Origin of the sequence: Turicibacter sp. HGF1 (assembly GCF_000191865.1) — a bacterium.
GTDB classification, from domain to species: Bacteria; Bacillota_I; Bacilli_A; order MOL361; family Turicibacteraceae; genus Turicibacter; species Turicibacter sanguinis.
In genome coordinates this window covers 1-23,438 of sequence record NZ_AEXQ01000068.1, presented here as the reverse complement: position 1 = coordinate 23,438, position 23,438 = coordinate 1, and the positions used below count along the sequence as shown (strand labels likewise).

24 protein-coding genes and 1 riboswitch are annotated in these 23,438 nt (G+C 34.6%); of the genes, 10 read left to right on the top strand and 14 right to left on the bottom strand.

Translation table 11 applies throughout. The features are described 5' to 3' along the window. Window positions 1-68: 68 nt before the first annotated feature. A riboswitch (SAM riboswitch) is annotated at window positions 69-170 on the bottom strand. A 67-nt stretch (window positions 171-237) separates the two neighbouring features. Next, window positions 238-900, bottom strand: a complete 663-nt coding sequence (locus HMPREF9402_RS06600) for a DUF6320 domain-containing protein (protein WP_006784989.1) — start codon at window positions 898-900, stop codon at window positions 238-240. Next, complete coding sequence (locus HMPREF9402_RS06595; protein ID WP_009606899.1) at window positions 884-2,179, bottom strand: hypothetical protein; 1,296 nt, start codon at window positions 2,177-2,179, stop codon at window positions 884-886. The genes HMPREF9402_RS06600 and HMPREF9402_RS06595 overlap by 17 nt, the downstream gene beginning before the upstream one ends. Window positions 2,180-2,602: 423 nt before the next feature. On the opposite strand from HMPREF9402_RS06595, the gene HMPREF9402_RS06590 reads away from it, so the two are divergent. Further along, window positions 2,603-3,589: a hypothetical protein gene (locus HMPREF9402_RS06590; RefSeq protein ID WP_009606898.1), complete on the top strand. Its 987-nt coding sequence runs from the start codon at window positions 2,603-2,605 to the stop codon at window positions 3,587-3,589. 85 nt (window positions 3,590-3,674) lie between these two features. Here HMPREF9402_RS06590 and HMPREF9402_RS06585 read toward each other — a convergent pair whose 3' ends face one another. Further along, the gene (locus tag HMPREF9402_RS06585) at window positions 3,675-6,224 is read right to left on the bottom strand and encodes an ATP-dependent helicase (protein WP_009606896.1); all 2,550 of its coding nucleotides are present in this window, start codon (window positions 6,222-6,224) and stop codon (window positions 3,675-3,677) included. 376 nt (window positions 6,225-6,600) lie between these two features. Between HMPREF9402_RS06585 and HMPREF9402_RS06580 the strand changes: the two genes are divergently transcribed. Further along, window positions 6,601-7,155, top strand: a complete 555-nt coding sequence (locus HMPREF9402_RS06580; RefSeq protein WP_006784985.1) for a metal-dependent hydrolase — start codon at window positions 6,601-6,603, stop codon at window positions 7,153-7,155. A 21-nt stretch (window positions 7,156-7,176) separates the two neighbouring features. Here HMPREF9402_RS06580 and HMPREF9402_RS06575 read toward each other — a convergent pair whose 3' ends face one another. Next, entirely contained in the window at window positions 7,177-7,458 is a 282-nt protein-coding gene (locus tag HMPREF9402_RS06575; RefSeq protein WP_006784984.1) for a nucleotide pyrophosphohydrolase, read from the bottom strand. Window positions 7,459-7,583: 125 nt separating this feature from the next. Here HMPREF9402_RS06575 and HMPREF9402_RS06570 point away from each other — a divergent pair, with 125 nt between their 5' ends. Then, complete coding sequence (locus tag HMPREF9402_RS06570; RefSeq protein WP_006784983.1) at window positions 7,584-8,075, top strand: hypothetical protein; 492 nt, start codon at window positions 7,584-7,586, stop codon at window positions 8,073-8,075. A gap of 12 nt (window positions 8,076-8,087) precedes the next feature. On the opposite strand, the gene HMPREF9402_RS06565 is transcribed toward HMPREF9402_RS06570, so the two are convergent. Further along, window positions 8,088-8,828 carry a flavodoxin family protein gene (locus HMPREF9402_RS06565; RefSeq protein WP_006784982.1) on the bottom strand — a complete coding sequence of 247 codons (741 nt, stop codon included), beginning with the start codon at window positions 8,826-8,828 and terminating at the stop codon, window positions 8,088-8,090. Between the two features lie 70 nt (window positions 8,829-8,898). On the opposite strand from HMPREF9402_RS06565, the gene HMPREF9402_RS06560 reads away from it, so the two are divergent. The 5 genes from HMPREF9402_RS06560 to HMPREF9402_RS06540 all read left to right on the top strand — a co-directional run bounded on the left by HMPREF9402_RS06560 (window position 8,899) and on the right by HMPREF9402_RS06540 (window position 13,950). Continuing rightward, window positions 8,899-10,053: a sensor histidine kinase gene (locus HMPREF9402_RS06560; protein WP_006784981.1), complete on the top strand. Its 1,155-nt coding sequence runs from the start codon at window positions 8,899-8,901 to the stop codon at window positions 10,051-10,053. Next, window positions 10,046-10,690 carry a response regulator transcription factor gene (locus HMPREF9402_RS06555; protein WP_006784980.1) on the top strand — a complete coding sequence of 215 codons (645 nt, stop codon included), beginning with the start codon at window positions 10,046-10,048 and terminating at the stop codon, window positions 10,688-10,690. The genes HMPREF9402_RS06560 and HMPREF9402_RS06555 overlap by 8 nt, the downstream gene beginning before the upstream one ends. 168 nt (window positions 10,691-10,858) lie before the next feature. Beyond that, window positions 10,859-11,794 (top strand): ABC transporter ATP-binding protein, encoded by a 936-nt coding sequence (locus HMPREF9402_RS06550; protein WP_006784979.1) that lies wholly within the window; start codon window positions 10,859-10,861, stop codon window positions 11,792-11,794. Between the two features lie 12 nt (window positions 11,795-11,806). Continuing rightward, window positions 11,807-12,898, top strand: coding sequence for an ABC transporter permease (locus HMPREF9402_RS06545; protein ID WP_006784978.1), 1,092 nt, complete (start codon window positions 11,807-11,809; stop codon window positions 12,896-12,898). After that, window positions 12,895-13,950, top strand: coding sequence for an ABC transporter permease (locus HMPREF9402_RS06540; RefSeq protein WP_006784977.1), 1,056 nt, complete (start codon window positions 12,895-12,897; stop codon window positions 13,948-13,950). The genes HMPREF9402_RS06545 and HMPREF9402_RS06540 overlap by 4 nt, the downstream gene beginning before the upstream one ends. A 192-nt stretch (window positions 13,951-14,142) precedes the next feature. Here HMPREF9402_RS06540 and HMPREF9402_RS06535 read toward each other — a convergent pair whose 3' ends face one another. After that, a complete protein-coding gene (locus HMPREF9402_RS06535) occupies window positions 14,143-14,553 on the bottom strand; it encodes a peptide deformylase (RefSeq protein WP_006784976.1) in 411 nt (136 codons plus the stop codon). 10 nt (window positions 14,554-14,563) lie between these two features. Beyond that, entirely contained in the window at window positions 14,564-15,439 is an 876-nt protein-coding gene (locus HMPREF9402_RS06530; RefSeq protein WP_006784975.1) for a radical SAM/SPASM domain-containing protein, read from the bottom strand. 141 nt (window positions 15,440-15,580) lie between these two features. On the opposite strand from HMPREF9402_RS06530, the gene HMPREF9402_RS06525 reads away from it, so the two are divergent. Continuing rightward, window positions 15,581-16,429 (top strand): patatin-like phospholipase family protein, encoded by an 849-nt coding sequence (locus HMPREF9402_RS06525; protein ID WP_006784974.1) that lies wholly within the window; start codon window positions 15,581-15,583, stop codon window positions 16,427-16,429. Window positions 16,430-16,437: 8 nt separating this feature from the next. Here HMPREF9402_RS06525 and HMPREF9402_RS06520 read toward each other — a convergent pair whose 3' ends face one another. From HMPREF9402_RS06520 to HMPREF9402_RS06495, 7 genes are all read right to left on the bottom strand, one after another. Then, window positions 16,438-17,046, bottom strand: coding sequence for a hypothetical protein (locus tag HMPREF9402_RS06520; RefSeq protein ID WP_006784973.1), 609 nt, complete (start codon window positions 17,044-17,046; stop codon window positions 16,438-16,440). 285 nt (window positions 17,047-17,331) lie between these two features. Beyond that, the gene (locus tag HMPREF9402_RS06515; protein ID WP_006784972.1) at window positions 17,332-17,730 is read right to left on the bottom strand and encodes a VOC family protein; all 399 of its coding nucleotides are present in this window, start codon (window positions 17,728-17,730) and stop codon (window positions 17,332-17,334) included. Window positions 17,731-17,750: 20 nt separating this feature from the next. Beyond that, a complete protein-coding gene (locus HMPREF9402_RS06510) occupies window positions 17,751-18,455 on the bottom strand; it encodes an acyl-[acyl-carrier-protein] thioesterase (RefSeq protein ID WP_006784971.1) in 705 nt (234 codons plus the stop codon). A 108-nt stretch (window positions 18,456-18,563) separates the two neighbouring features. Further along, window positions 18,564-19,229 (bottom strand): hypothetical protein, encoded by a 666-nt coding sequence (locus tag HMPREF9402_RS06505; RefSeq protein WP_009606897.1) that lies wholly within the window; start codon window positions 19,227-19,229, stop codon window positions 18,564-18,566. Then, window positions 19,211-19,357, bottom strand: coding sequence for a hypothetical protein (locus tag HMPREF9402_RS14545; RefSeq protein ID WP_006784969.1), 147 nt, complete (start codon window positions 19,355-19,357; stop codon window positions 19,211-19,213). Before HMPREF9402_RS14545 ends, HMPREF9402_RS06505 begins: the two co-directional genes overlap by 19 nt. A 287-nt stretch (window positions 19,358-19,644) precedes the next feature. Next, a complete protein-coding gene (gene aroQ / locus HMPREF9402_RS06500) occupies window positions 19,645-20,094 on the bottom strand; it encodes a type II 3-dehydroquinate dehydratase (protein ID WP_006784968.1) in 450 nt (149 codons plus the stop codon). A gap of 75 nt (window positions 20,095-20,169) precedes the next feature. Next, window positions 20,170-21,438 (bottom strand): 4Fe-4S dicluster domain-containing protein, encoded by a 1,269-nt coding sequence (locus tag HMPREF9402_RS06495; protein WP_238526652.1) that lies wholly within the window; start codon window positions 21,436-21,438, stop codon window positions 20,170-20,172. Window positions 21,439-22,066: 628 nt separating this feature from the next. Between HMPREF9402_RS06495 and HMPREF9402_RS06490 the strand changes: the two genes are divergently transcribed. Continuing rightward, window positions 22,067-23,416 (top strand): dicarboxylate/amino acid:cation symporter, encoded by a 1,350-nt coding sequence (locus tag HMPREF9402_RS06490; protein WP_009606900.1) that lies wholly within the window; start codon window positions 22,067-22,069, stop codon window positions 23,414-23,416. Window positions 23,417-23,438 lie beyond the last annotated feature (22 nt).

Here is a 23,438-nt window from a genome sequence, read left to right as displayed (position 1 = left end):
CATTAATAAAAAACTAAGTCATCCTTCAAAAATTTGAAGAACGCTTAGTCTAACTTACAACTCGCGACTCCTCATCTGCCAGAATTAATCTGTCGGATTTAGCACCGTGTACGACTGTACCGGTTGCTGAAGCTTCATAGGGCCTGTCCCTCCACTTCTCTTGATAAGGAATCCATTTTTATTTCTTTTTTAACTTACGGATACTATACCATCCATTTTATGGAATGTAAAGTCTTTTTAATAATGAAATTTCTTTTTTATTTCATGAATCAGTTTACGATCAGCAAACATAAACATCCCAACACATGTTATTAAGGCGTAATATCCTGCAACCACTGCAACCGCTGGAAAACTAATTAACTCAAAATAAACGAGCATTAATAAAAACAATCCAATACCGCCAAGCAGTAACTGATAACTTGCAAAATCTGTAAAACGCTTTGGTCTTAAAATAATTAACAATGTAAAGACAGATGTTCCTGCCATCAGTGCTAATGGAAACACAAAATTCAATGACCACCCTTGATAGCCAAGTAAATAATCTAAAATAACGGCAAATACAGTTCCACCAAAGACATGCGTCAAAATATTTGGTCCAATATTTTTTTTCACTCTTAAGCCAATAATAACACTCACTGACAAATATAAAGTAGAACACACAATAATAAAGACCCAATTCCAATTAAAATCATGAAAAATTCCGATGATAAAAGAATAAGAAATAATCACCATGGCCATAAATACAATCAGTTTACGAATCGGCACGCGACGTTTCTTTGCAAATCGGGATGGATAATCTCGAACCACTTCAATTTCAACTAAGTCCAATATTTCCCCACATAAAGGACATCTTTTCAATTCATTTTCTACATTCATTTGACATTTAGAACAATATCTCATTATTTATTTCCTCGTTACATGAAATTGTAATTCCAACTTTCTGATCTTTTAAAAATCTAAAGAAGAATCGTTGAATATCAGTTTCTTCTAATGATGATGTAAAACTAACGACTAACGTCTCCTTAAATGAACAAACCCCACAACGAATTCGTTGATGTGGTGTCACCGGAAGCATGACGCGTACTTGATCGACATACTGTGAAATTTCATCTAAAAAGACAATACGCCCAAGATTCGATAACGTGGTTGTCACCCCTTGATCGGCCTTTAAATAAATTTGTCTCATCACCGTATTTTTGATAAACAGCGGAGCAAAACGGATGGCTAAATTTTCTTGAGCACTCACATTATCTTTAATTTTATGCGTCACAACTTGTTGATCTTGCCCCTCAATTAATTGAATGGATACCTGCTTTAAAACATCTTCAAAACTCATCTCCTCTAAAACATTAACCGATACCGTCACATTAGAAAAGAAATTACGCACAGTATTTGACTCAAAACGGGCTCTTAAATCAAATGGAATTGTCACCGTAATTGGTCGCTTATTCTTTGTGAATTTCTCATTTTCCATATAAATCGAATAAATTAATAAAGAAGATAAAAAACAAGACATACTAACGCCATATTGTTTTGATAATTTAACAATCTGTTTTGCTGGCATCATTCCATGAATTACTTTTAATTCTTGAGGACGTTTTTTAATTCCTAGTATTTTATATGCTTTAGAAGTCGTTGGAATAACTTTTCCATCTCGATCCGACACAACTTTTAAAAAACTGTCCTCATCCATTGCACGTTGAGATTGTTGGTCACTCATTAACTGTAAATGTTGATTGACTGAATTAGGATAAACTCTTTTTAAATATTGATACAATAGAACCTGTAAAAACTGTAATGCGCCTGCTCCATCAGCCAAAGCATGAAAAACTTCTAGATGCATCATGTTTTCATAATAGGTGACATTAAATAAATAACCATTATTAGTGTACTTCGTCATTTTTGAACATGGATACGTAAACTCTTTACGAACTCTTGGTTTTTGAATATTCATATCAAAGTAGTACCAAAAAATTCCCATCCTTAGACGTACACTAAATGATGGCATTTCAAGAAGTGCCCCCACGACAGCTTCTGATAAGTAATCCGCTTGAATTGGTTCTGTCATTTTGACCGAAATTCGGAATACATTTGTTGCCTTTGTACTCGATACGAGTGAATATAACTTCGCCACATTATCAAGCTTACTCCAATAAAATGCTTGGTAATTATCATTCATCTACCATCGTCCTTACTTTTTAAATCTACATCGCAAAAATCAATGCTTTATAGCTAATCATACAATAACTAAGATTATAAATCTACCAATTCAATTAAAACAATTTTACTTTTTTTACTTCTTTTTATTCATCTCTTGAGATAAAACTTCTCCATTTGTAGAACAAAAATAATAATCTAAATGTTTACTTATATAAATTGTAAAAAATTATGAATTTTTTAAATAAAAATGATTGATTTATCCTTAAAAATCGTCTAATATATGATTCATGAGCAATAAAACGTTAATAAATTAGCTATTCCCCCTCTCTTTTGTTTCGATGATTCTCATCTAAACATTTTGTTTTTGCTCAAAAAGTTTATAAATACTAAACATAATGTTGAATAAAATTACGAAAATCAAAATTTGAAAGGATGATTACTTTTGAAAAAAATTTCATTATTAACTTTAATTATGGCATTAGGGGTGATGACAGGATGCCAAAATCAAAATGAAATACCTGCCATTGAACCACTTGAAGAGGAGGTAGTTAAAACCGTTTCTGAGACAGTTAAATTAAAACCAGATTTTATTGAGGGAGAAGATTACGATGAATTGGGGGGAGCAGATTCTTATAACTTTTTAGGTGATAACGCTACTTCACGATTTTATGTTAATCCCGATTTTTATCGATTAAAATCAGACGAAACCTTAACCCTCATTGAAGGTTTTAAAACGATGCAACAAACAACGGAATGGTCATGTGGAAACGCCGTTTCTTTAATGACACTTTGGAATATGGGAAAAACTGATTTAACAGAATGGGATATCGCACTTGCCATGGGTTCAAGTGTTGACGATGATACGGAAGGCGCTCTTCCTGGAAGTGCTAATAACTTTCATGAATATGGCACAACCGTTGAAGACATGTACAACTTCTTTTCTAATTTAGAAGGATTTAAAGTATTAGAAACAAGTTATCGCGCTGATTATACCGAGGCTGACTTGGTAAGTGAAGAGGATGGAGCAACCCCTTCTAATATCGGAAATCTAAAACCGACCTTCTCTTCATCATCTTTATACGCTTCAGAAAATAGTGACGATACTGAAGCTTGGGTTGACGATGCTAAAGATTCTTACTTCGTCACATGGCTAACAGGACACTTAAAAGCAGGAAGACCCGTTATGGTTGAATGGGGAGACTGGGATGGTCATTGGGTCTCTATTATTGGATATGATAACAATGGAACACCAAGTACTGGAGATGATACCTTAATTTTTGCTGATCCTTATGATACATCAGACCATTGGCAAGATGGATATGCTATTTTTCCACTTGAACGCTTCTTCTATATGTGGCAAGATCGTAAAGTTGCACCTAAACCTTATCAATTACAACCCTTCATCGTTGTTGACAAAGTGACAGAATAAAAAAGAGTCTCAGGTAACTGAGACTCTTTTTTTATTTCAAATAATCGTTTAATCCTTTCATTCATACTTTTTGGCTCATTCTTCTTTATGAATATAAAAACGATATAAATTGACTTCGCTCTTTCACCCTTCTAGATGAAGAGGTTTCTTTCATATGGCGCGTCAATAATAAGCTCTGCTTCGCACGAGTCATCGCAACATAAAATAATCGGCATTCTTCCTCTTGATTAATCCCATCAAAATCGAGCGGGAACATCCCCTGACTCATAAATGGAATAATCACATGATCAAACTCAAGCCCCTTCGACTGATGCACCGTAATAATTGCAAGCTTATTTTCCTCTTTCATGACACGATCAAGTTCACTGCTTGATAACGCCATCAAATTAAGCATTTGAATCCAAATTTCTAAATTTGGTTGATGTGGATTCGTATGATGCAGGCGATGATAGGTCGCCTCAATGTAATTAAGTAACTCTATGATACTTTGCTTATGTGCTTCATCCTCACACTCAAAAGCATCTATTAAACCTTTCATCGCAACATGTGGCGGCTGTGTTTCAAAACAGTCTTGAATTTCTTTTAACCTTTGAATCGCTCCCCATAAATGAGGTTCATAAAATTTCATGACTTTTTTACGGTTTTCATGATGCGTCATTAACAAATCCATACTTTTAACGAGCACATCTTTTGTTGCTAAAATATCATCCATCGCATTATGCGTCGGCTCATGACTCACACCAACATAGGCGCTGACGGTATCTAACTTATGATTTTTCAAATCTGGATACAGGCGCCTAACAATATCTAAGGTATCATAATAGCCCATTGAATTTTCAAACATCAGACCTAAACGATTCATCTGACTACTCACAATTTTTAAATCATATTGAACATTATGACCAATCAATAAAGCGCCTTCTACAAACGCTTGAAACTGTAAAAAGACTTCTCTCGCCTCTTCGCCATGTTCGTTTAAATAGTCATCACTAAATCCGTGCACCAAAGCTGAGTCTCCAACCGAGTGGCTCGGTTTAATAAATCGTTCAAATGAACGAGTATACTCACCATTCACCAATTCAATAGCTGCAATTTGAATAACTTCATCTTGAGTCACATCAAGACCCGTTGATTCCACATCAAAAATGACAATTCGTCCCTTTTCAAACTGCTTCTTTAATAATCCATACGGTTCTTCATACTCATAAGCAGCTTCTTGAAACAAATCAATCATTCTCATCCCATAACTAACATATCGTTGACGATACGTTTGATTAAATAACTCAGGAGATACCTCAGGACAAATAAGTGGCAACAATCGTTCAAGTGATAAATGATCAAATGGATTAAGTTGAAATTTGACAAAGGCAAGTAAGTCTTTTACGACTTTGCGTCTAAATAAACTTAAATCTTCAATCAAATAACAGGGAATCCCCACATTTCTTAAAAAATTTGAAACTTGAATATTTTGCTTATTTGTTCGCGTTAGAATCACAGTATTAGCGAGGTCATCTAATCGATAATGCTTTAGGTGATCGATAATAAAATCCATTTCCTCTTGTTGGGTCTGTGCTTCATAAAAGACAGGCCGACCTCCCACTTCCTCATTCGCTGCCTCAATCACGCGTGGGGATAGCCTCGGATTAATTAAGCGTGCTTTTTTCGCATTTTCTAAATAATTGGCACTCATTTGAACTAATCGTTTCAAAGACCGATAATTTAGGGATAACTCCAATCGTTTTGGATTAAATGTCGTCATAATTTGTGACAAAATCAGTTCTGGATTTGAATCACGCCACTCATAAATGGTTTGATTGAAATCCCCAAAAACACTAAATTGCTTTCCTTTTGCTAATTTTTCAATCAGTTGATATTCAAATTGGGAGGTATCTTGTACTTCATCTACCATCACCACCTTAAATCGCCCACGCCAACGTTCTAAAATCTCCTCATCTTCTAGTAATTCGCTAGCATAAACAATCAAATCATTAAAGTCAACAAGGTGATTTTCAAGAAGATACGTTTGATATGTTTCATATAACCAACAACCATACTGAGCTAAAAATCCAAGGGTATATGCTCCAGCATCACTTCTTCTATTCGAATATTGAAGTTTTTGTGCTTTTTCAGATTGATGAAAAGAGGCGACCACTCTTTTATAATCGTCACGATACGCTTTTGGAATCATTAAGCGATATAGTTTCAATTCTTGCAAATATTGATAGGCCAAATCGGCAATGACATAATCATCTTTCATTAACTGACGCACTAAAAACTTTCCATCCTCTTCATCCATCACCGAAAAATCACGCGAAATCTTACCGAAGTTTTTCGCTTCTTCTTTAATGAGTTGAAAACAAAAACTATGAAACGTTTTAACGAAAACCTCTTTGGCCAACCCATTCGTTACTTTTAGCAATCGTTCTGCTAATTCATGACAAGCTTTATTCGTAAAGGTTAAGCACAATATCTCTTTCGCCTCAATCCCCTGATTAATAAATCCCGCTACTCGTAATGAAATAACTTTCGTCTTCCCTGTTCCTGCCGGAGCCATGACTAATAAATTATCATTTAGGTTAGAAACGACCTCAGATTGTGCGTCATTTAAACCCGTTAACTCTTCTTCTAAATTCATGAAACATCACTCTCACTTCATTATCTATCCCGATACAAAACGATTGTTCCTTAGCAGTTATGTTGGGTTGCTCAAACAAAATACTAAGACGCAACATTTTAAAATCATAATCAGTTCTTAAACCCTTAAACCCTTTTGTATCGAGGATCCTATAGTCTAATAAAAAGAGGCTTAAAAAAATGCTCTAGACTTCTATCTCCTCTTACCTTAACACTATCCTTTCATTTTATGCAAGTCTCTCTCTCCCTATATCTAATATACCATTATTTCCCTCATAGAATTCAAACGAATATTCGTTTTTTTCTTGTATAATATAAAATAGATGACATTAATCTTTTAAATTCGACATCAGGTTTATACAGGAGGACTTTTAACTATGACTGCCGGAACGCATCAACGAGGTGGCCTACTTTGCGGACTTGTGACCCACCATCTTTTTATTGCCCCTTATTACGAGGAGGCTAATCTTTATTCTAAAATTTTCATTATCACCCTTTATTGTCTTGCGACCACCGTCGGGTCATTATTACCCGATATCGACATGACAGGATCTCAAATGGGAAAACTTTTTCCCTTTATCTCAAAATTCATTGCTAAAAACTTTAAACATCGAACACTGACTCATAGCTTTCTTTCTATCGCCTTCTTTTTTGTTTTAATTGCCTGCGCTCCATTACTAGACGTCGGAAATGAGTTTTATATTATTATTACCTGCGGCTTAATGCTTGGTCATATTTCACATATTGTACTTGATTTATTCACGCATCAAGGGGTTTGCTTATTTTATCCGTGTAAGAAAAAAATTAAACTCGCCAACTTTAAAACAGGTGCCAAAGGTGAACGTTTCATCAGTCAAATGCTCTTAATCAGTATGGTACTTTACGTCCTTTATGAAACTTATACAACCATGGTTTACGCCATTCATCAATAAAACCCGTGAAAATCACGGGTTTTATTTTGTACTTGGATATTTAATCGCATTCTTTTCTAATTTCTTTAAAATAATGTCTTTGACATCTACTTCTAATACATCAGCCATTTGCATGCAATAAATCATCACATCTGCTAATTCTTCAGAAACATGTTCTGCATCAAAGTCATTATTCCACTGAAAGCATTCTAACAATTCAGCTGCTTCAATTGAAATAGATTTTGCTAAATTTTCTGGAGTATGATAAGGTTTCCAGCCACGATCATCTCTAAATTTGATAATTTCTTTCATTGTCTCTTTCATGATAGAAGTCCTCACTTTTATAGTTTCAGTTTATTTTAACATATTTAAAATATCGTGATACTACCACTTTATTATTTTGTTTAATCTTCATACTCTATAGTAACTTAAATAAAGGAGTGATGACGATGAATAAAAATTCAAGCATCTATAAACTCTATAAAAAACTCAAGTATGAATGGGGACACCTCGACTTTGCCACTAAATGTATTTTTTTCATTGGAATCCTCCTTCTTTTCCAACTGATTTATGCTATTTTTGTTCCAGCTAATGCGCTAGATTCCACCACTCAGATTGTCTTTAGAACAAGTACCTCAAGTATCTTTGGTTTTATTCTTGGGATGGCTCATAGCTATTCAACTAAAAAAGCATCGCCACCTTCTGAAGAATCTGAAGATCATGAGAAACAAGAGTTTGTATTCAATAAAGATATTAATTTGAATAAAGCAACTCACGTTAGAATTTTGTTTTCAACAACGGTGTGCATCATTTGTATCATTGTTTTAATGATTGCTAATCGAACGAATAATCTAAGTTATCAAGAAGGGATTATTCAACTTCGCGACTTGATTTCAACAACCATTGGATTTTTAATCTCAAAAGCTTCTCATCATCATTAAAAAATCCTCCTATTAAGAGGATTTTTTTTTAATAATACGGCTAAAGAAACTATAAAAAGAGTTCCCCATCCACTTTAAATAAAAGGGCACATCATTCTCTTCATAGTAAACTTGTACATCATAACCATGTTCTATCCAATACTTTCGATCTCTTGGAAGGATATTCATGGCTAATGTTTTCTGCACCTGAAATGCGATAACCTGATCCTTTGTTGGAATCCACTCCGTTTCCTCCCCTTCTTCCACCGCTTTAATAAAAAATTTCAACTCTTTTCTACTGACCGCTTCATCCCAAGTTTTTACGTTCCGCTTCACTCGACCACAAAGATGCATCCCCCAAAAAGTTGCGACTTTTTCCATATAGTCTAGAACTTCATCGGCATATCCCCCTGCTGTTGTGGTCATTAATAAAACTGGTTTTTTTACTAATTCTGGACGATGATACCACTTGCAGGTACGGTCAATAAATCGTTTAAGTTGTCCACTCACGCCTGCCATGTAAACAGGTGACGTTAAAATAATTCCATCCGCCTGCCCCAGTTTTTCTAAAATCCCGATCACATCATCTTTAATCGGGCACCGGTCACTTAAGATACAAGCCTCACACCCTTTGCAATCTTGAATCAAGTAATTTGACAGATGAATGATTTGCAAAGAAATTCCCGCTTCCTTTAATAAGGGAGCCGCCGATTGAATGAGTTGATATGTATTTTTTTGACGCCCACTACTTGAAATTGCGATAACTTTTTTCAAAATATCACCTCGTAACTTTATTTACCAATTGTTTGCATGATACAATACAAAAATAAACAGGAGGTATCTTATGAGAAAAAACAAACTATTAATTACTGTTCGTTACTTAAGTTTACTCACGGTTATTTTTTCTTTCATTAGTCTGAATGAAACATTATCGATTTTTATTATCTTAATGCTGTTATGCTTACTTATCAATAGTCAGTTTCGTTTTTTCTCGCTTCGTCAAGCACCTTATATTATATGTTCGTTAGTTGTTGATTTAATCTTATTTATTTGTTTAAGTTCGTATCAACCGCAAATGGTAGCCTATTATTTTATTTTACCGATACTTGATAGTATTTTACTGTTACCAAGACGTTATCATCTTTCCTTGTCTTGTTTAATCGGAATGATCTTGCTATTTTTAATTTCTCACTCTTTCACATTAAATCAGATAACTTCTTTATTTGTGTTTCTCATCGTTGCTTTTTTAGGGCTTTATATTAAAGAAGAACATGAAAAGAAATTAGATGCTCAACTTTTATATGATGAACTTCGAATTTCTGAAGAAAAATTAAAACAGGCTAAAGAAGAATTAGAACTTTACGGGGCTTCAATAACAGAACTTGCCGTTTTAAAAGAGCGAAATCGAATTTCACGTGATATTCATGACAGTGTCGGACATGCTCTCTCAACAGCCATCATTCAATTGAATGCGATGGAAGTTATCGCCTCAAAAGAGAATTCAAGTGTTGCTCCTCTGGCTTTAAATTTACGTGAATTTTTAAAAAATTGTTTACAAGAAGTTCGTGAGGCCATTTCGACTTTAAAACCGAGTGAGTATCAAACGTATCAAGAGTTATATCGGATTGAAGAATTAATTGAGAATTTTAAAAAGTTATCTGGGATGAATGTCAGACTGACGATTTCTAAACAAAAATGGGAACTAAGCCCGAAAATGGGATTGACACTATATCGTGCCATTCAAGAAACATTGTCGAATGCACTCCGTCATGGTCAAGCAACGGATGCGTCCATTTCAATTCATTTTTCACCTGATCATGTGGTGTTAACGGCTGAAAATAATGGAATTGGCTGTCCTAATTTTCAAAAAGGGGTCGGTTTAACGAGTATGAGCGAGCGTGTCAGTGAGGTCAATGGGAAGGTTCACTTTATCCCTTCTACAGTTGGCTTTAAAATAAGAATTACGATTCCAAAGGGAAAGGGTGAAAGTTATGATTAGGATTTTAATTGTTGATGATGAAGCGCTAATTCGTGATGGACTTCGTTTAATGTTGTCGTTATTTGAAGATATTGAGGTCGTAGCAACAGCGTCAAATGGTGAGGAAGCCCTGAAGGCCTGTCAATCACACCCGGATATAGATCTTGTTTTGATAGATATTCGCATGCCTTTATGCGATGGAGTTCTTGGAACACGTTTGATTAAAGAAGCTTTTCCAAAGATAAAAGTGTTGATTTTAACCACGTTTAAAGATCAATCTTATATCCAAGAGGCGATGCAACTCGGTGCAAGTGGCTACTTATTAAAGGATAGTTCGCATGAGGTGATTTATGAGGGAATTAAATCTGCCATCATGGGGAATGTTATTTTTCATCCGGAAGTTGCAACTCAACTGTTAAATACGCAAACGACTTCAATTAAAAGTGATGCACAATTTTATGAGCAGTATCGTTTAAGCGAAAAGGAGCTGATGATTATTCGTGAGATTGCAACAGGATTAACAAATAAAGAAATCGCCGCCAAACTCTTTTTATCCGAAGGAACGATCAAAAATCATATCACGAATATTTTATTTAAACTTGAGCTTCGAGATCGCACTCAAATCGCCATTTTTGCATTTAAGAATGGATTAGCATAAAAAAACATCAGTTTCTACTTAGACTGATGTTTTTTTATTTCCCTATAAGGTCATTTTTTCTAAGTAAGTGACTTAAGTCACCCCCTACTATGACGATGGGTTATGGAATTGATATCCAGTTATGACTATAATGAAGGTATCAGATGATAAAATCAGGGAGGAAATAACATGAGTATTGTTAAGGTGAGTAATGTAACGAAACGTTTTAATGACAAACTTGTTTTAGATAATATCAGTTTTGAAATTGAAGAGGGTGAAATTTTTGGACTTATCGGACCGAATGGAGCCGGAAAATCGACGTTGATTAATATTATGACGACACTCGTTGAGGCGACAAATGGAAGTGTTGAAATTGGGGGCTATGATATTGTGAAGCAACCGATTGAGGCGAAGTCTTTAATCGGTCTTGTTCCTCAGGAGTTAGCGTTGATGGAGGAAATGACGGCCTATGATAATTTGTTATTTTTCGGTTCTCTTTATGGTCTAAGTTACAAGGTGCTAAAGGAACGTATTAATGAGGCTTTAATGGCAACCGGTTTAATGGATCGTAAAAAGGAGAAAGTTAAAAAGTTTTCAGGAGGGATGAAACGTCGATTAAATATTGCCGCTGCTTTGATGCATCATCCTAGAATTTTAATTATGGATGAGCCCACTGTTGGGGTTGACCCACAATCTCGTAATCATATTTTTGAGTTTACGAAAAAGATTTGTAAGGAACGAAACACAACAGTGATTTATACCTCTCATTACATGGAAGAGATTGAGGAGCTTTGTTCAAAAGTTTTCATCATGGATTTAGGTAAAGAAATTGCGTCTGGAAGTCAGGAACAAATTAAATCCTTATCTGGAGAACAAACAAAGGTCATTCTAACGGTCGGTCATCTAAGTGGGGAAATCGTTCTAAAGTTACGAGGACTTGAGGGTGTTTCATTAGTAACGGAAGAAGGTAATCAAGTGACGTTAACGATTAATAAAGACTTCAAATTAACGTCCGCTATTGCATTACTTGAGTCATATTCTTCGCAGTTACAAGGGATTCGTTACGAAGAACCTCGTCTTGAAGATGTGTTCTTATGGTTAACTGGGAAATCGTTACGCGACTAAGGAGGAAGAGTGATGCGATTATTAATGTGGCTTTATGTGAATTTGAAAGTCGTTTTTAAGCAGTTTCCAATGACGATTTTGTATATGCTTGGACTGCCCTTATTCATTGGACTTTTAATGGGGAATATGATGACCATCCTGTTTGCAAATCCAAATTCGATGGAACCTTTACCTCTACAAATCATAGATGAGGATCAATCTACCTTATCGAATCAGTTGATTTCATTTTTAAACGATGAGTCAATGTCTTCCTACTTTATCATTTCAAATGATGAACGTGCTTCGACTTTAGTTATCCCCGATGGTTATGAAGAAAATCTTTTAACGGGAATGGGTGGTGAGTTAGTTTTAGAAGAACTCAATACGAATAAACATATGTTATCTCTTACTGTAGCAAAGTCAATTCTCGATCAGTACCACGAAGGTCTTTTTAGAAGTTTATCCACAGATAATCCCGAGCAATTATCTTTAATTTATGATAACACCAGTTTAAAATCTGTTTATATCGAATCTGCTCTTGCCTTAAACTCAACCACGTATTACTCTGTTGGAATGATGTCTTTCTTTGTCTTCATGATGATCATGAACATTTCAGGAGCTAGTTATAAAAGTGCGGAGCTTGGACTTGATAAGCGAATGTATTCAGCCCCGCTTACACGAGTCCGTATGTTTAATTATGATTATTTAGCAAATTTACTATATTGTGTTATTTTATTAAGCTTTTACGTTTTGGTTTACCGAGTCCTTGGATATTCATTTGAGGGACCTATTGCTCTGTTACTTTTACCTATTTTGGCAACCTCTTGTTTTATGGTAAGTGTCGGATCATTTATTGGTCACTTTTTCTCCGCTAAATATGGAAACATGTTGGCGTTAATTTTATTCTTTTTACAAATTTTTATCGGTGGCACCTTCTTACCGACTGACAGTGTCGCAACCTTCTCTCCGTCTTATTCGATTACTAAAATGTTTCAAAACTATATTTTATATGGAACGTGGGAAAGTTTAAAAACACCATTCCTAATGACGATAGCAATTGCGCTTAGTTTATATTTAATGACCTGTTTAAAAGAAAAATATCGTTTTTGGGAGGTAAAAAGATGATTCGATTAGCTTTAGTTCATATTAGACGTTATCTTAAAAATCCTATCTTATTGTTAATGATGGGACCTATTCCTTTATTTCTTGTCCTCGGTTCTCTATTTTTTTCAGATAGTGATCAAATAACTCCAAATGTTGCTTATGTTTTAGAATCAAATGGCATTTATGAAATAGAACTGTTAGAAAATTTAGGCGTTGAAGAAAAATTTATTTATCACGATCAAGAATCTGCACTTGAGGGATTAATGGCGAATGAGTTAGCAGGTGTCATTATCATTCCAAAGACGTTTTCAACTGACATTGAAGGTGGTGTCAAACCGCAAGTTGAAATTTTAAAAACAACGGAGGGCGCTGGAACAGCAGAAGTTGAAATTCAAATTGAACAACAAATTAACACTTGGCTAACTGACTACTATAACCTGAATCCGATTTCACTGATAACGACAAAAATCGAGTTCAAAGAAAAGCCTGTTGATATGAGTATGACGATGTTTATCGTGATGATCATTTATTTCATGTTCATCGGTGCCACCTCACTCGCAAAGGATGTGTATCAATTAAAACAACAAAAGGTTTTACATCGTGCGTTGAGTACGGCGAACAAGGATATTGAGATATTTGGTGGGTTAATTTTGGCGATGTGTTTCATTCAGGGAATTTGTTTTACGATTGTCTATTATATTGGGATGATGGTCTTGGATGTGTCAATGCCAAATCCATTGCTTCCACTTTTATTGATGTTTAGTATGTCGTTTGTTGCGTCGAGTCTTGTTATTTTTGTCACACGTGTCGTGAAAAATCCAAGTTTAATTGAGATGTCAATCGTTATGTATGCACTCGTCGGGTTTATTTTATCGATGCTTAGTATTAACCTGTTCGATTTCGGTTTTGAACCAACGCTCATGATGAATATCGCGAAGCTATTCCCGATTTACTGGGCATTTGATACAGCCCTTAATCTAACATTATGGCCGAATCTAATCATCATTTTGCTGTTTGGTGTGGCTTTCTTAAGTGCTGGAAGCTTCAAACTTAAAAACTTTATTCAAAATTAAATAAGTATCCTAACTAACCATCACGAATCATTTTTTTCATTTAATACTTCTACCAGAAACTTAACGTACTAAATACACTTGACCTATCACTACTAAAAACACAAAGGATATTCTCCTGTGATACTTACACGATACTTCATTTTACCCCATCAAAAAAAGCTAATTCATCTCACTTGAATTAGCTTTTTTAATTTAAATAATGATTCCATTACAATGATCAATTTCATGTTGAATGATTTGTGCAACGAATCCGGTAAACGTTCCTTTTTGTTTATTAAATTGCTTATCTAAATATTCTACCTCAATGGTTTCATATCGTGTTGTTTCTCTAAATCCAACAAGTGATAAACAGCTTTCTTCTGTCACATAACTTTTTTCTTTTTTTACGATAACGGGATTAATCATTGGAACAATGATCTCCCCAATCGCAAAGACGATGATGCGTTTTTTAATCCCAATCATATTGGCGGCCATGCCCACACATCGCTCTAAATTAGCTCGTAACGTATCGATTAAATCTTCAACAACCGCTAAATCTGCTTTTGTTGCAGGAACTGATTTTTGTGCTAAAAATTTTTCATCTTTCATAATCGGTCTAATCATTGTCTACCTCCTAATATCTCTTCGCGTAACCACATCTCTTACAGAGTTCTTCGACTGCTACACGATTTGAAAAGCCATCATACATCGCCTTGGCACGCTCACTTTCTAAAATATCATGCAGCGGTGTTTCAAATACATTTCCTAAAGGAATTTTCCCTTCACTATCTAAACAGCAAGGCACCACTGTTCCATCCGCCTGAATTCCAATATGATCGCGAAGACCGTAACAGAACATTTTCTCACTAATCACCTCGCGCTCTAAACTTGGCCATTCAAATTTATCCGCCATATTAATAAACACGCGATCACGAATTTTAACATTGTTCGTTTCCATGAGTTTTTCGTTTAGGCGATACGGAAGATGAAAGGCTTCTTCAATCAAGTCTAAAATCTGTTGGTTAAGTGTATTTTTCGCCTGTAATGCTTCGCCATCCATGTTCCAAAGTCGTAGATTGCAGTAGACAGGACGCACTGCTTGTATTTCATCAATAAAAGAAGCAATTTGCATCAGATAGTCTTTTAACGTTTGCGTTGATTCATTGGCTTCGAAAGAATGAACCGAGAAGTTAATTTGACGAAGTGCCGGTGATTGAATTAACGTTTCTTTTACTTTTCCAATCAAAACACCATTTGTCGTTAAATTAACCTGAATTCCCGCTTCATGACTCATTTCTAAAAAACGCCCAATTCGAGGATTTAAGAAAGGTTCTCCGAGTAAATGAAAATATAAATAATTCGTATAAGGTTTAACTTCTTTTAAAATATGTTTAAAATCGTCTTCATTCATGACTTTTCCATTTCGCCCGAGTGTAGCACTTGGACAAAAATCACACTTTAAATTACAACGATTCGTTATTTCGACATATATCTTTTTAAATCGGGGCATAGGACCTCTCCTTTAAATAATCTACACTTATTTTAGCACAGCTATCTCACATTTCAAACTCAATCCCACCACTGTCCATAGACAATCATTTCCAAATTAGTTAGAATAAAAGACACAATCAATTAAAAAGGATGATGATGAATGAAAGTAGGTTTAGTACTTGAAGGTGGCGGGATGCGCGGCTTTTATACAATGGGTGCACTAGATTATCTGATGGAACAAGGGATACTTTTTGATTATGTCATTGGCGTCTCAGCTGGGGCTTGTCACGGTGTTTCTTACGTTTCAAATCAAGCTAAACGAAGTTATCGTGTTAATACAAATTACTTAGGTGATAAACGTTACATTAGCTTTTCTAACTTTATTAAAACCAGATCTATTTTTGGGATGGATTTTATTTTTGATGAAGTTCCTCATAAACTAGACTTATTCGATTATGACACTTTCTTTAAATCCCCCTGTGAATTTAAACTGGGTGTAACCGATGTTGAAACTGGAAAACCGGTTTATTTTGATAAAACGGCACTTGATCATGATTGTACTGTTTTAAAAGCTTCCTCTTCTATTCCAGTATTTTCTCCTATTGTTGAGTATAAAGGGAAAAAATATTTAGACGGAGGAACATCTGATGCCATTCCTGTTAAAAAAGCATTAGAAGATGGCTGTGATAAAGTCGTGGTGATTTTAACACGTGATCGACATTATCAAAAGTCACCAGAACAATTTAGATTTGTTTATAAACGCGTGTTTAAAAAGTATCCCAAAATGATTGAATTACTAGACAATAGGCATAAAAATTATAATGAAACACTTGCTTATTTAAGAGAACTTGAAAGCGAAGGGAAAGCCTTGGTCATCGCACCAAGTCATCCCATTACGATTAGTCGTTTTGAAAAACATAAAGAGAATTTAGAACCGATTTATGCGATGGGGCGTAAGGATTTATCGAAGGAAATTTTAAAAATCAAAGAACTTTTAAAAAAGGCGTAGCGATGTCGCTACGCTTTTTTGATGACGAATTCTTTTCTAATACCGCGACTTAGTGCATATTGATAGGCAGCGGTTTTACTATTAAATGATTGTATTTTCAAAACGTTTAAAGGATAATAAATATCTTGATATTCACGATCTAAAACATCTAGGGTTTCTAAGACGATAAAAGGTGCGCCCAGTGCCGCCTCTAAGGTTTCATATTCGATCGCATCAAAGTCAATGACCCCCATTAACTCTTCCATGAGTTGGGCCATCAGTAGATCAAACTTTTGAACATCTAGTCTAAAATTAATTTTTTCCATAATATCAAGTAATTGATCGATGCTATTTCGAACTTCTTTAAGAGCTGCGGCGACTGACATGGCTTGTAAAATAGAACTCAATTCTGTGATTTGCACCGATAAACTTTCTAATATACCAAAATTATTTTCGAATCGTTGATACTCATTCAACAATTCATAATATTCTTCCTTGCTTAACACACAGTTTGCTATTTTAATAGATTGATGGACTCGGTCTTCACAAGAATCACATTGTTTTAACGTTTCATCCAACGCTATTCTTAATGATTTTATCACTTCTTTTTTTTCTAATTCATCCTCAACTTTCATCATTTCTTCTCACCCACTTTATTTAAGGTCAATCATTTCTCTACACCTTACATTTTATGAAAAAACGTCATTTATCATGACGAATTACATCAAAAAAAAGCAGGTGATTCAATCCTCACCTGCTTTTTAACGATTTAATTTCTATATTGAAACAAAACATGTATTTCACTATTATCAAATAGTCTCATTACCTAAGTCTTTTTAATACAAAGACATAACCATAGTCTAGGGGTCCCCTTCCCCACTAGCAGGATAAAAGTTTTTCAAGTGTGAAACACTTATCTGAGCTTATAAATCTCTAATTTCAATTTCTGTTCCTTCGGGTGCTTTAATTTTAAAGAGATATCCATCTTCAACTTTATAAACGATCTCGCCATTTTTGATTTTGAAATGTTCATATCCTAATTGTTGAATTCGCTCAATTTCTTCAAAAACATTATCAACTAAAAAACACAGATGAACGATTCCTTCATTTAATGAACTCCAAGGATTTAGCGTCTCGCCTTGTTTAGCTGTTTGAAGTTCAATCATAAAGTTTCCAAGTTTTAACCAGGTATTAAACGCTCGGTTATGGAAGTTTGGTGTTTCTTGTACGATTTCAAATCCTAAAATTCTCATATAAAACTCAAGAGATTCTTCATACTTTTCTGTTTGAATACAAACGTGATGCATCATTTTAATACTCATATTAAACTCTCCTATTCCCTTTACTCGTTGAAACTTAAAATCGCGTAGGGATGTCCTTCTTCATCATTTAATGATACATAGTATATCCCATCTAAAGAGACTGATGCTGGAATCATGATATCACCACATTTAGCTGCTTTTTTGTATTCAACACGGACACGTTTAATCTCTAACTCCTGCGGAAGGCATTCAAGTGCTAATGCTACATAGTGACTATTATTAACATGGCCGTTTGTATCAATTTGACACGGGCGAATGGTAACCTTCGGGAATGTATCCGTTGCCTTTGGTGCTTTAATCTTACGAGGCAAGTACTCCATTTCAAACTTTTCTTCAATCGGATATTTAGCAATTTCTTCCGTTGATAATTTAGCAAAACTTTCCGAAATCGTGTCCATAAATACGCCTCCAAGGTTGGCATAAGCTAGGACGTTATCCGCCTCATCATATAACACATAATTACGGTAACCAAAGCAACCTTTACACTCGTAAATTTGTGTTCCGACTTTAATCTTTTCACTTTCCTTTGGTAGACGATTAATTTCAATCTGCCACGACAAAATAAAGAAAGCTAAGTTTTGAGACTGAAAATAATCCAACCCAAGGCCAATATCTTCTAAATGAAATGTACTGCAATCTTGGAAATAATTAATTAAATGATGCAGCGTCAAGCCCCCATCTAATCCGACTTCACTATATCTTACACGACCTGCCATTAGATACATCGAAAATGACCCCTTCTTCTATTAAAAATATAATTTATTATATCAAAAAAGCATTAAAGTCATTGTAGACTTCAATGCTTTTTTTCGATTTCATACAAATTCTACACTTTAAATCATTCTAATTCCTTGTTCTTTTAATTTTTGTAAAATATCATTCGCTTCTTGAATATAGTGGCAATTTACTTTTTTCAATTCATGATTTTTAAATTCTAATACAACCGTCTTCAATTGATTTAACCGCGCTCTCTGTCCCTCTTTTAATCCACGAGTATCAAGACTCGCTGCCCTTAATAAGGATTTGGGCTTAATACAAGGTTCCCCATCTAATATAATAATGTGTTTTTCAGTTAACACTAACTGACGATTTTCATAAATGATGGTTTCCTCTGATAAATAATCAAGCGCAATCCCAATTGACATCGGTTCTTCATGTGAAATCAACACTACTTCATCTGATTTCATAAAGGCTACAAATTGTTTAAATAATTTAATCCCGTGATAAAGTAATGAAAAAGTTACTAATACTAAAATGCCAACCATCACAAGCAATAAATAGCCAACAATCTGGGAGAAACCTTGAACCGGATTTAAACTATTTTTTTGATGAATGATATAAGTTCCATATCCTAAACCTGCCGTTATCACGCCTAAAATAATCCCATATCCGAAATAACTAACCCCTGATCGTACAAACCCATTCGTAATATACTGCTTCAAATCAACTTTGACTGCTCCCATCTCCGCTCCCCCATTAACTAATAAATTAAACTCCATCTAAAATGCTCTTTTTCCGCTTGTGGACTTTCTAGTGTTTGCTTTTCACTTTCTTCGTTTTTGGGTTCTACATTTTGGCATCCTCCTAGTATTAAAATCAGTCCCATTACAAGCATGATTTTTTTCATGTCGCTTCACTTCCTTATTAAATTTGAACATCTTTTCTAACTTACCCAAATCATAGGAAATAAAACCTTAATTTTTTCCTAATCTTGATGAGGTATCCAATCTTATTATTAAGCTCATCTTAGCACACAGCGCTTACAAAAAATATCGAAATCATTTCTTTTTATATGGATTTTTTTGATTTTTAATCACAAAAAAAGACTGTCCTTAGATAGCCTCTTAATCTTCTAAACCTTTTCTTTTTATAAAAACCCTCAAAATCTAATCAGACTTTGAGGGTTAAATGTGATTATTTTTGATTTTTTGCTTTATTATTTTCTAATGCCATGATTCCTAAAATGTATCCAAACTCACCAAATCCGCATATTTGTCCAATACAAGCCGGCGCTGTAACTGATTGATGACGAAACGCTTCACGAGCATGGACATTTGAAAGATGAACTTCAACCGTTGGCACATCTGCGATTGCTTTAATAGCATCATGAAGAGCATAGCTATAATGAGTAAAGGCACCTGGATTGATGATCACGCCATCATAGTGTTCAAAGTATGCCTTTTGTAACCATTCAATGATCTGTCCTTCATAATTACTTTGAAGAACTTCAATTTCATGACCACGCTTTGTTCCTTCTTCTTTAAGATAGCCAACGATATCAGCATAGCTACGGCTTCCATAAATTCCTTTTTCACGAATCCCAATCATATTTAAGTTTGGTCCATTTAACACTAAAATTTTCATTATGATATCTCCTCTAAGTCTAGCACTTTAACTTTTATTGAATACTAAAACATCCCTAGAGTCAACCATTCCTAGCTACTTTAGTAATTTAGCTAAGTATTTTGATTTCATTTGTTCACTTGCCATCGCTTGTTTAAGTGGCGGTAAGTTTAAAATAGCCTGTAAGATGGCCGCCATTGCACGATGTGAACCAAACGCTTGATTATCGAAAATTAAATCTTGTAACTGCCCTTTTTCAATCGCTTGTAAGACAACACGATGGACAGAATTAACAGGTGTGATCACACGTTTTCCACGGTTTTTAAGCATGATACTTTTATTAAAACAAGCGCTTACACAAACACCACATCCTAGACAAACTTCTTCATTCACCTGATATTCAAAGCGCTCTGTTGACTTTCCTTCATCGACTTTTACTTTCGAAATTGCATCAATTGGACAATCACGCAAACATCGTCCACATTTCACACACGTTTCATGATTAATTGATGGAATAAAATTTGTTGTTTCAACCGGATGAAGATTTCCAAACTTTTTCGCTGCTAATAAAGCCTCACAACAGCAACCACAGCAGTTGCAAATAAAGGTTGGATTATTTTGAACATTCTCACCGCATTGAACTAGTTTATATTCATAGGAACGCTCTAAAACGTCTAGACATTCAGAAGCATCAATTTCCCTTGCATAACCATACTTAATTAATGATTGGGCCGCACCACCAAACGTTAAACAGACATCAAGTGGAGCATTACAGGCTTGATTCATATGTAACATCTTATGACGACAATAACAATCACCTAAGGCAATATGTGAAGCCGATTTAATAATGTGTGAGGCTCTTTCATAATCTAAAATTGAAACAGTATTTTCACGACTTAAGACTGATTCATTGACATAAACACGTCCAAGTTTGGTGTCCGTTGAGTAAAATAAATCCTTAACAAAATCTTCTTCTACATTCAAATATTGATAATATAATTCAGCCAATGCTTTTTGATTCACATTTTTTCCGATTCGCATCAATGAAAACTCAAAAAAACCTGCCATTGGAGGAGGTAGCATAAAAAGACGATCTTCTTTTGTTTCCATATCTAATAAAATGGCACGAGAAGCTAGTTCTTCTAAGATTTTTTCCGTTTCGTCTAGTGGTAATTTCCACGCCTTCGAGGCTCTTGCTGAGTTAAATGGACGAACCGGTAATTTAGAAACTAAATCTGCTTCACGTTCAGAAAATAACAGTTTTAAAATTTCATTCAATGTTTCACTTTTTGGAGCTCCTTGAGGGTATTTATTAATTCTCTCTTCTAAACTTTTATAGGCATCTTTTGCAACTAAATGTGACACGTCTTCACTCCCTTCCATTTTTCATAAAATTTATTCTATTGTAGACTTCTTACACTTAAAATATTCAAAAAGCGTGACATCATCGCTCTTTAAATTAATTATTTTTCAAAAAAATCCGGTGTTGCTAAACCTTTTCCTGCTTTTTCACCCACTCCAATTCCAATTTCTTTTAACTTAGTTGATAAAATATTCTCATGATATCACTTTGCGTTCATCCATAAATTCATATACTGCTTATTTAGCAGGATCTGTACCACTCTTTGTTAGTCATTAGCCTTCTATCTCATTAAATTTAGGACTTTATTCATCTATTTATTTAAATTACTTCACTCAACATCCCTTCAAAAAAATATTTTTATGTCTTTTTTTCGCTAAATTTCTACTTTTTTATTGACTTTAAAATCATTAGTCGGTATATTATTTACAAATAGGAACCCTTTAAGATAGCTCACGAGAAGCTATTAAGGTAAAATAATACGTTTTATAAAGTGTGAAAATGCATGACTTCTATGTTGCTTTTTTACTTATATCGTTGTATTCATTTGAGCCTTAATTTCGTGACATCCTTCATGAAATTAAGGCTTTTTTTACTGGGTCCTAGCATCTTATATGAGGAGAGGATTTAACAATGCGTCAAAAAAAATCAAATAATCGTTTAGCGATTCATATGGCAATTGCCTTAGTTGCTGGATTAATTACAGGATCATTATTCTTAATTTTACGTGAAAATTTATTAGCAGGTGGCAATGCCGATCTTTGGGCAACCATTAATAAAATTTTATTCCAAGATATCAGTGCTGAAGGAGCAACAGATGCATTTGGAATCTTCTATATTTTAGGTCAATTATTCTTAAATTCAATGCAACTTGTGATTGTTCCAATGGTATTTACATCAATTGCTTTAGCAATGTGCCGTATCTCTGATACGAAAACACTTGGACGCTTATCTTACAAAACAATCGGTGGATTCTTAGCAACTTCAGTCTTCGCCTTATTACTTGCTGGTGTTGTTGGATTAGTTGCTAATAAATTTGGAATCTTTAATGTAAGCATCGATAATATTACCGCTCAAACAGGCACAACAGGTTCTAACCCATTATTAATCTTCGTTAAAGCTATCCCAAATAACATTACATCAGTCTTTTCAACAAACGGAAGCATTCTTTCAATCGTATTCTTAGCTGTTGTAACAGGTTTATCAATTAATCATTTAGGTGATCAAATTTCAGTTTTAAAGAAACTTCTTGAAGATATTAATAAAATTATCACGGTCTTCTTAACATTCTTAATTACAAAATTCGGTCCATTTGCTATCTTCGTCTTATTAACGAGAACATTCGCCATTTATGGTGTTGAACACTTGAAACCTGCCTTAGCTTATGTCGTAACAGTTGTTTTAACCTTATTATTCTTCTTAGTATTTGGTTATGCATTATTCATTTTAATTGCAACTCGTTTAAATCCAATGCCATTCGTTAAGAAAATCTCTAAAGTTGCGATGTTTGGATTCTCAACATCATCTTCTGCTGCAACATTACCTTTAAACACAAAGACAACAACAGAAGAACTTGGAGTAAACAAAGAAATTGCTTCATTCATCTTACCACTTGGAATGACTATTAATATGAACGGAACTGCCATTATGCAAGTCATTGCAGCCATCTTCATCGCTTCAAGTGCTGGATATGAAGTCACATTTGGAAGTATTTCATTAATCGCTATCCTAGCTTTAATCGCTTCAATCGGAACGCCTGCTGCTCCTGGTGCTGGTGCTGTTATCTTGTTTACGGTATTATCAGGAATGGGATATCAAAATGATGCTGCTTTACTAGCTTACTCATTAATCTTAGCAATCAACCGTCCAGTTGAAATGTTAGTGACGGCCCTAAATGTCGTTGGAGATTCTGCAACAGCTGTTGTTGTGGCAAAATCAGAAAACAGTTTAGATGAAAAAGCTTATTACACTGAAGTAAAATAATAAAAAAAACGTCAATCTAGTT

Bases quoted from the DNA above. Each gene is read 5' to 3' on its own strand.
- HMPREF9402_RS06600 (WP_006784989.1), bottom strand. From the start codon at position 900: ATGAGATATTGTTCTAAATGTCAAATGAATGTAGAAAATGAATTGAAA.
- HMPREF9402_RS06595 (WP_009606899.1), bottom strand. From the start codon at position 2,179: ATGAATGATAATTACCAAGCATTTTATTGGAGTAAGCTTGATAATGTG.
- HMPREF9402_RS06585 (WP_009606896.1), bottom strand. From the start codon at position 6,224: ATGAATTTAGAAGAAGAGTTAACGGGTTTAAATGACGCACAATCTGAG.
- HMPREF9402_RS06580 (WP_006784985.1), top strand. From the start codon at position 6,601: ATGACTGCCGGAACGCATCAACGAGGTGGCCTACTTTGCGGACTTGTG.
- HMPREF9402_RS06575 (WP_006784984.1), bottom strand. From the start codon at position 7,458: ATGAAAGAGACAATGAAAGAAATTATCAAATTTAGAGATGATCGTGGC.
- HMPREF9402_RS06570 (WP_006784983.1), top strand. From the start codon at position 7,584: ATGAATAAAAATTCAAGCATCTATAAACTCTATAAAAAACTCAAGTAT.
- HMPREF9402_RS06560 (WP_006784981.1), top strand. From the start codon at position 8,899: ATGAGAAAAAACAAACTATTAATTACTGTTCGTTACTTAAGTTTACTC.
- HMPREF9402_RS06555 (WP_006784980.1), top strand. From the start codon at position 10,046: ATGATTAGGATTTTAATTGTTGATGATGAAGCGCTAATTCGTGATGGA.
- HMPREF9402_RS06550 (WP_006784979.1), top strand. From the start codon at position 10,859: ATGAGTATTGTTAAGGTGAGTAATGTAACGAAACGTTTTAATGACAAA.
- HMPREF9402_RS06545 (WP_006784978.1), top strand. From the start codon at position 11,807: ATGCGATTATTAATGTGGCTTTATGTGAATTTGAAAGTCGTTTTTAAG.
- HMPREF9402_RS06540 (WP_006784977.1), top strand. From the start codon at position 12,895: ATGATTCGATTAGCTTTAGTTCATATTAGACGTTATCTTAAAAATCCT.
- HMPREF9402_RS06535 (WP_006784976.1), bottom strand. From the start codon at position 14,553: ATGATTAGACCGATTATGAAAGATGAAAAATTTTTAGCACAAAAATCA.
- HMPREF9402_RS06530 (WP_006784975.1), bottom strand. From the start codon at position 15,439: ATGCCCCGATTTAAAAAGATATATGTCGAAATAACGAATCGTTGTAAT.
- HMPREF9402_RS06525 (WP_006784974.1), top strand. From the start codon at position 15,581: ATGAAAGTAGGTTTAGTACTTGAAGGTGGCGGGATGCGCGGCTTTTAT.
- HMPREF9402_RS06520 (WP_006784973.1), bottom strand. From the start codon at position 17,046: ATGATGAAAGTTGAGGATGAATTAGAAAAAAAAGAAGTGATAAAATCA.
- HMPREF9402_RS06515 (WP_006784972.1), bottom strand. From the start codon at position 17,730: ATGAGTATTAAAATGATGCATCACGTTTGTATTCAAACAGAAAAGTAT.
- HMPREF9402_RS06510 (WP_006784971.1), bottom strand. From the start codon at position 18,455: ATGTATCTAATGGCAGGTCGTGTAAGATATAGTGAAGTCGGATTAGAT.
- HMPREF9402_RS06505 (WP_009606897.1), bottom strand. From the start codon at position 19,229: ATGGAGTTTAATTTATTAGTTAATGGGGGAGCGGAGATGGGAGCAGTC.
- HMPREF9402_RS14545 (WP_006784969.1), bottom strand. From the start codon at position 19,357: ATGAAAAAAATCATGCTTGTAATGGGACTGATTTTAATACTAGGAGGA.
- aroQ (WP_006784968.1), bottom strand. From the start codon at position 20,094: ATGAAAATTTTAGTGTTAAATGGACCAAACTTAAATATGATTGGGATT.
- HMPREF9402_RS06490 (WP_009606900.1), top strand. From the start codon at position 22,067: ATGCGTCAAAAAAAATCAAATAATCGTTTAGCGATTCATATGGCAATT.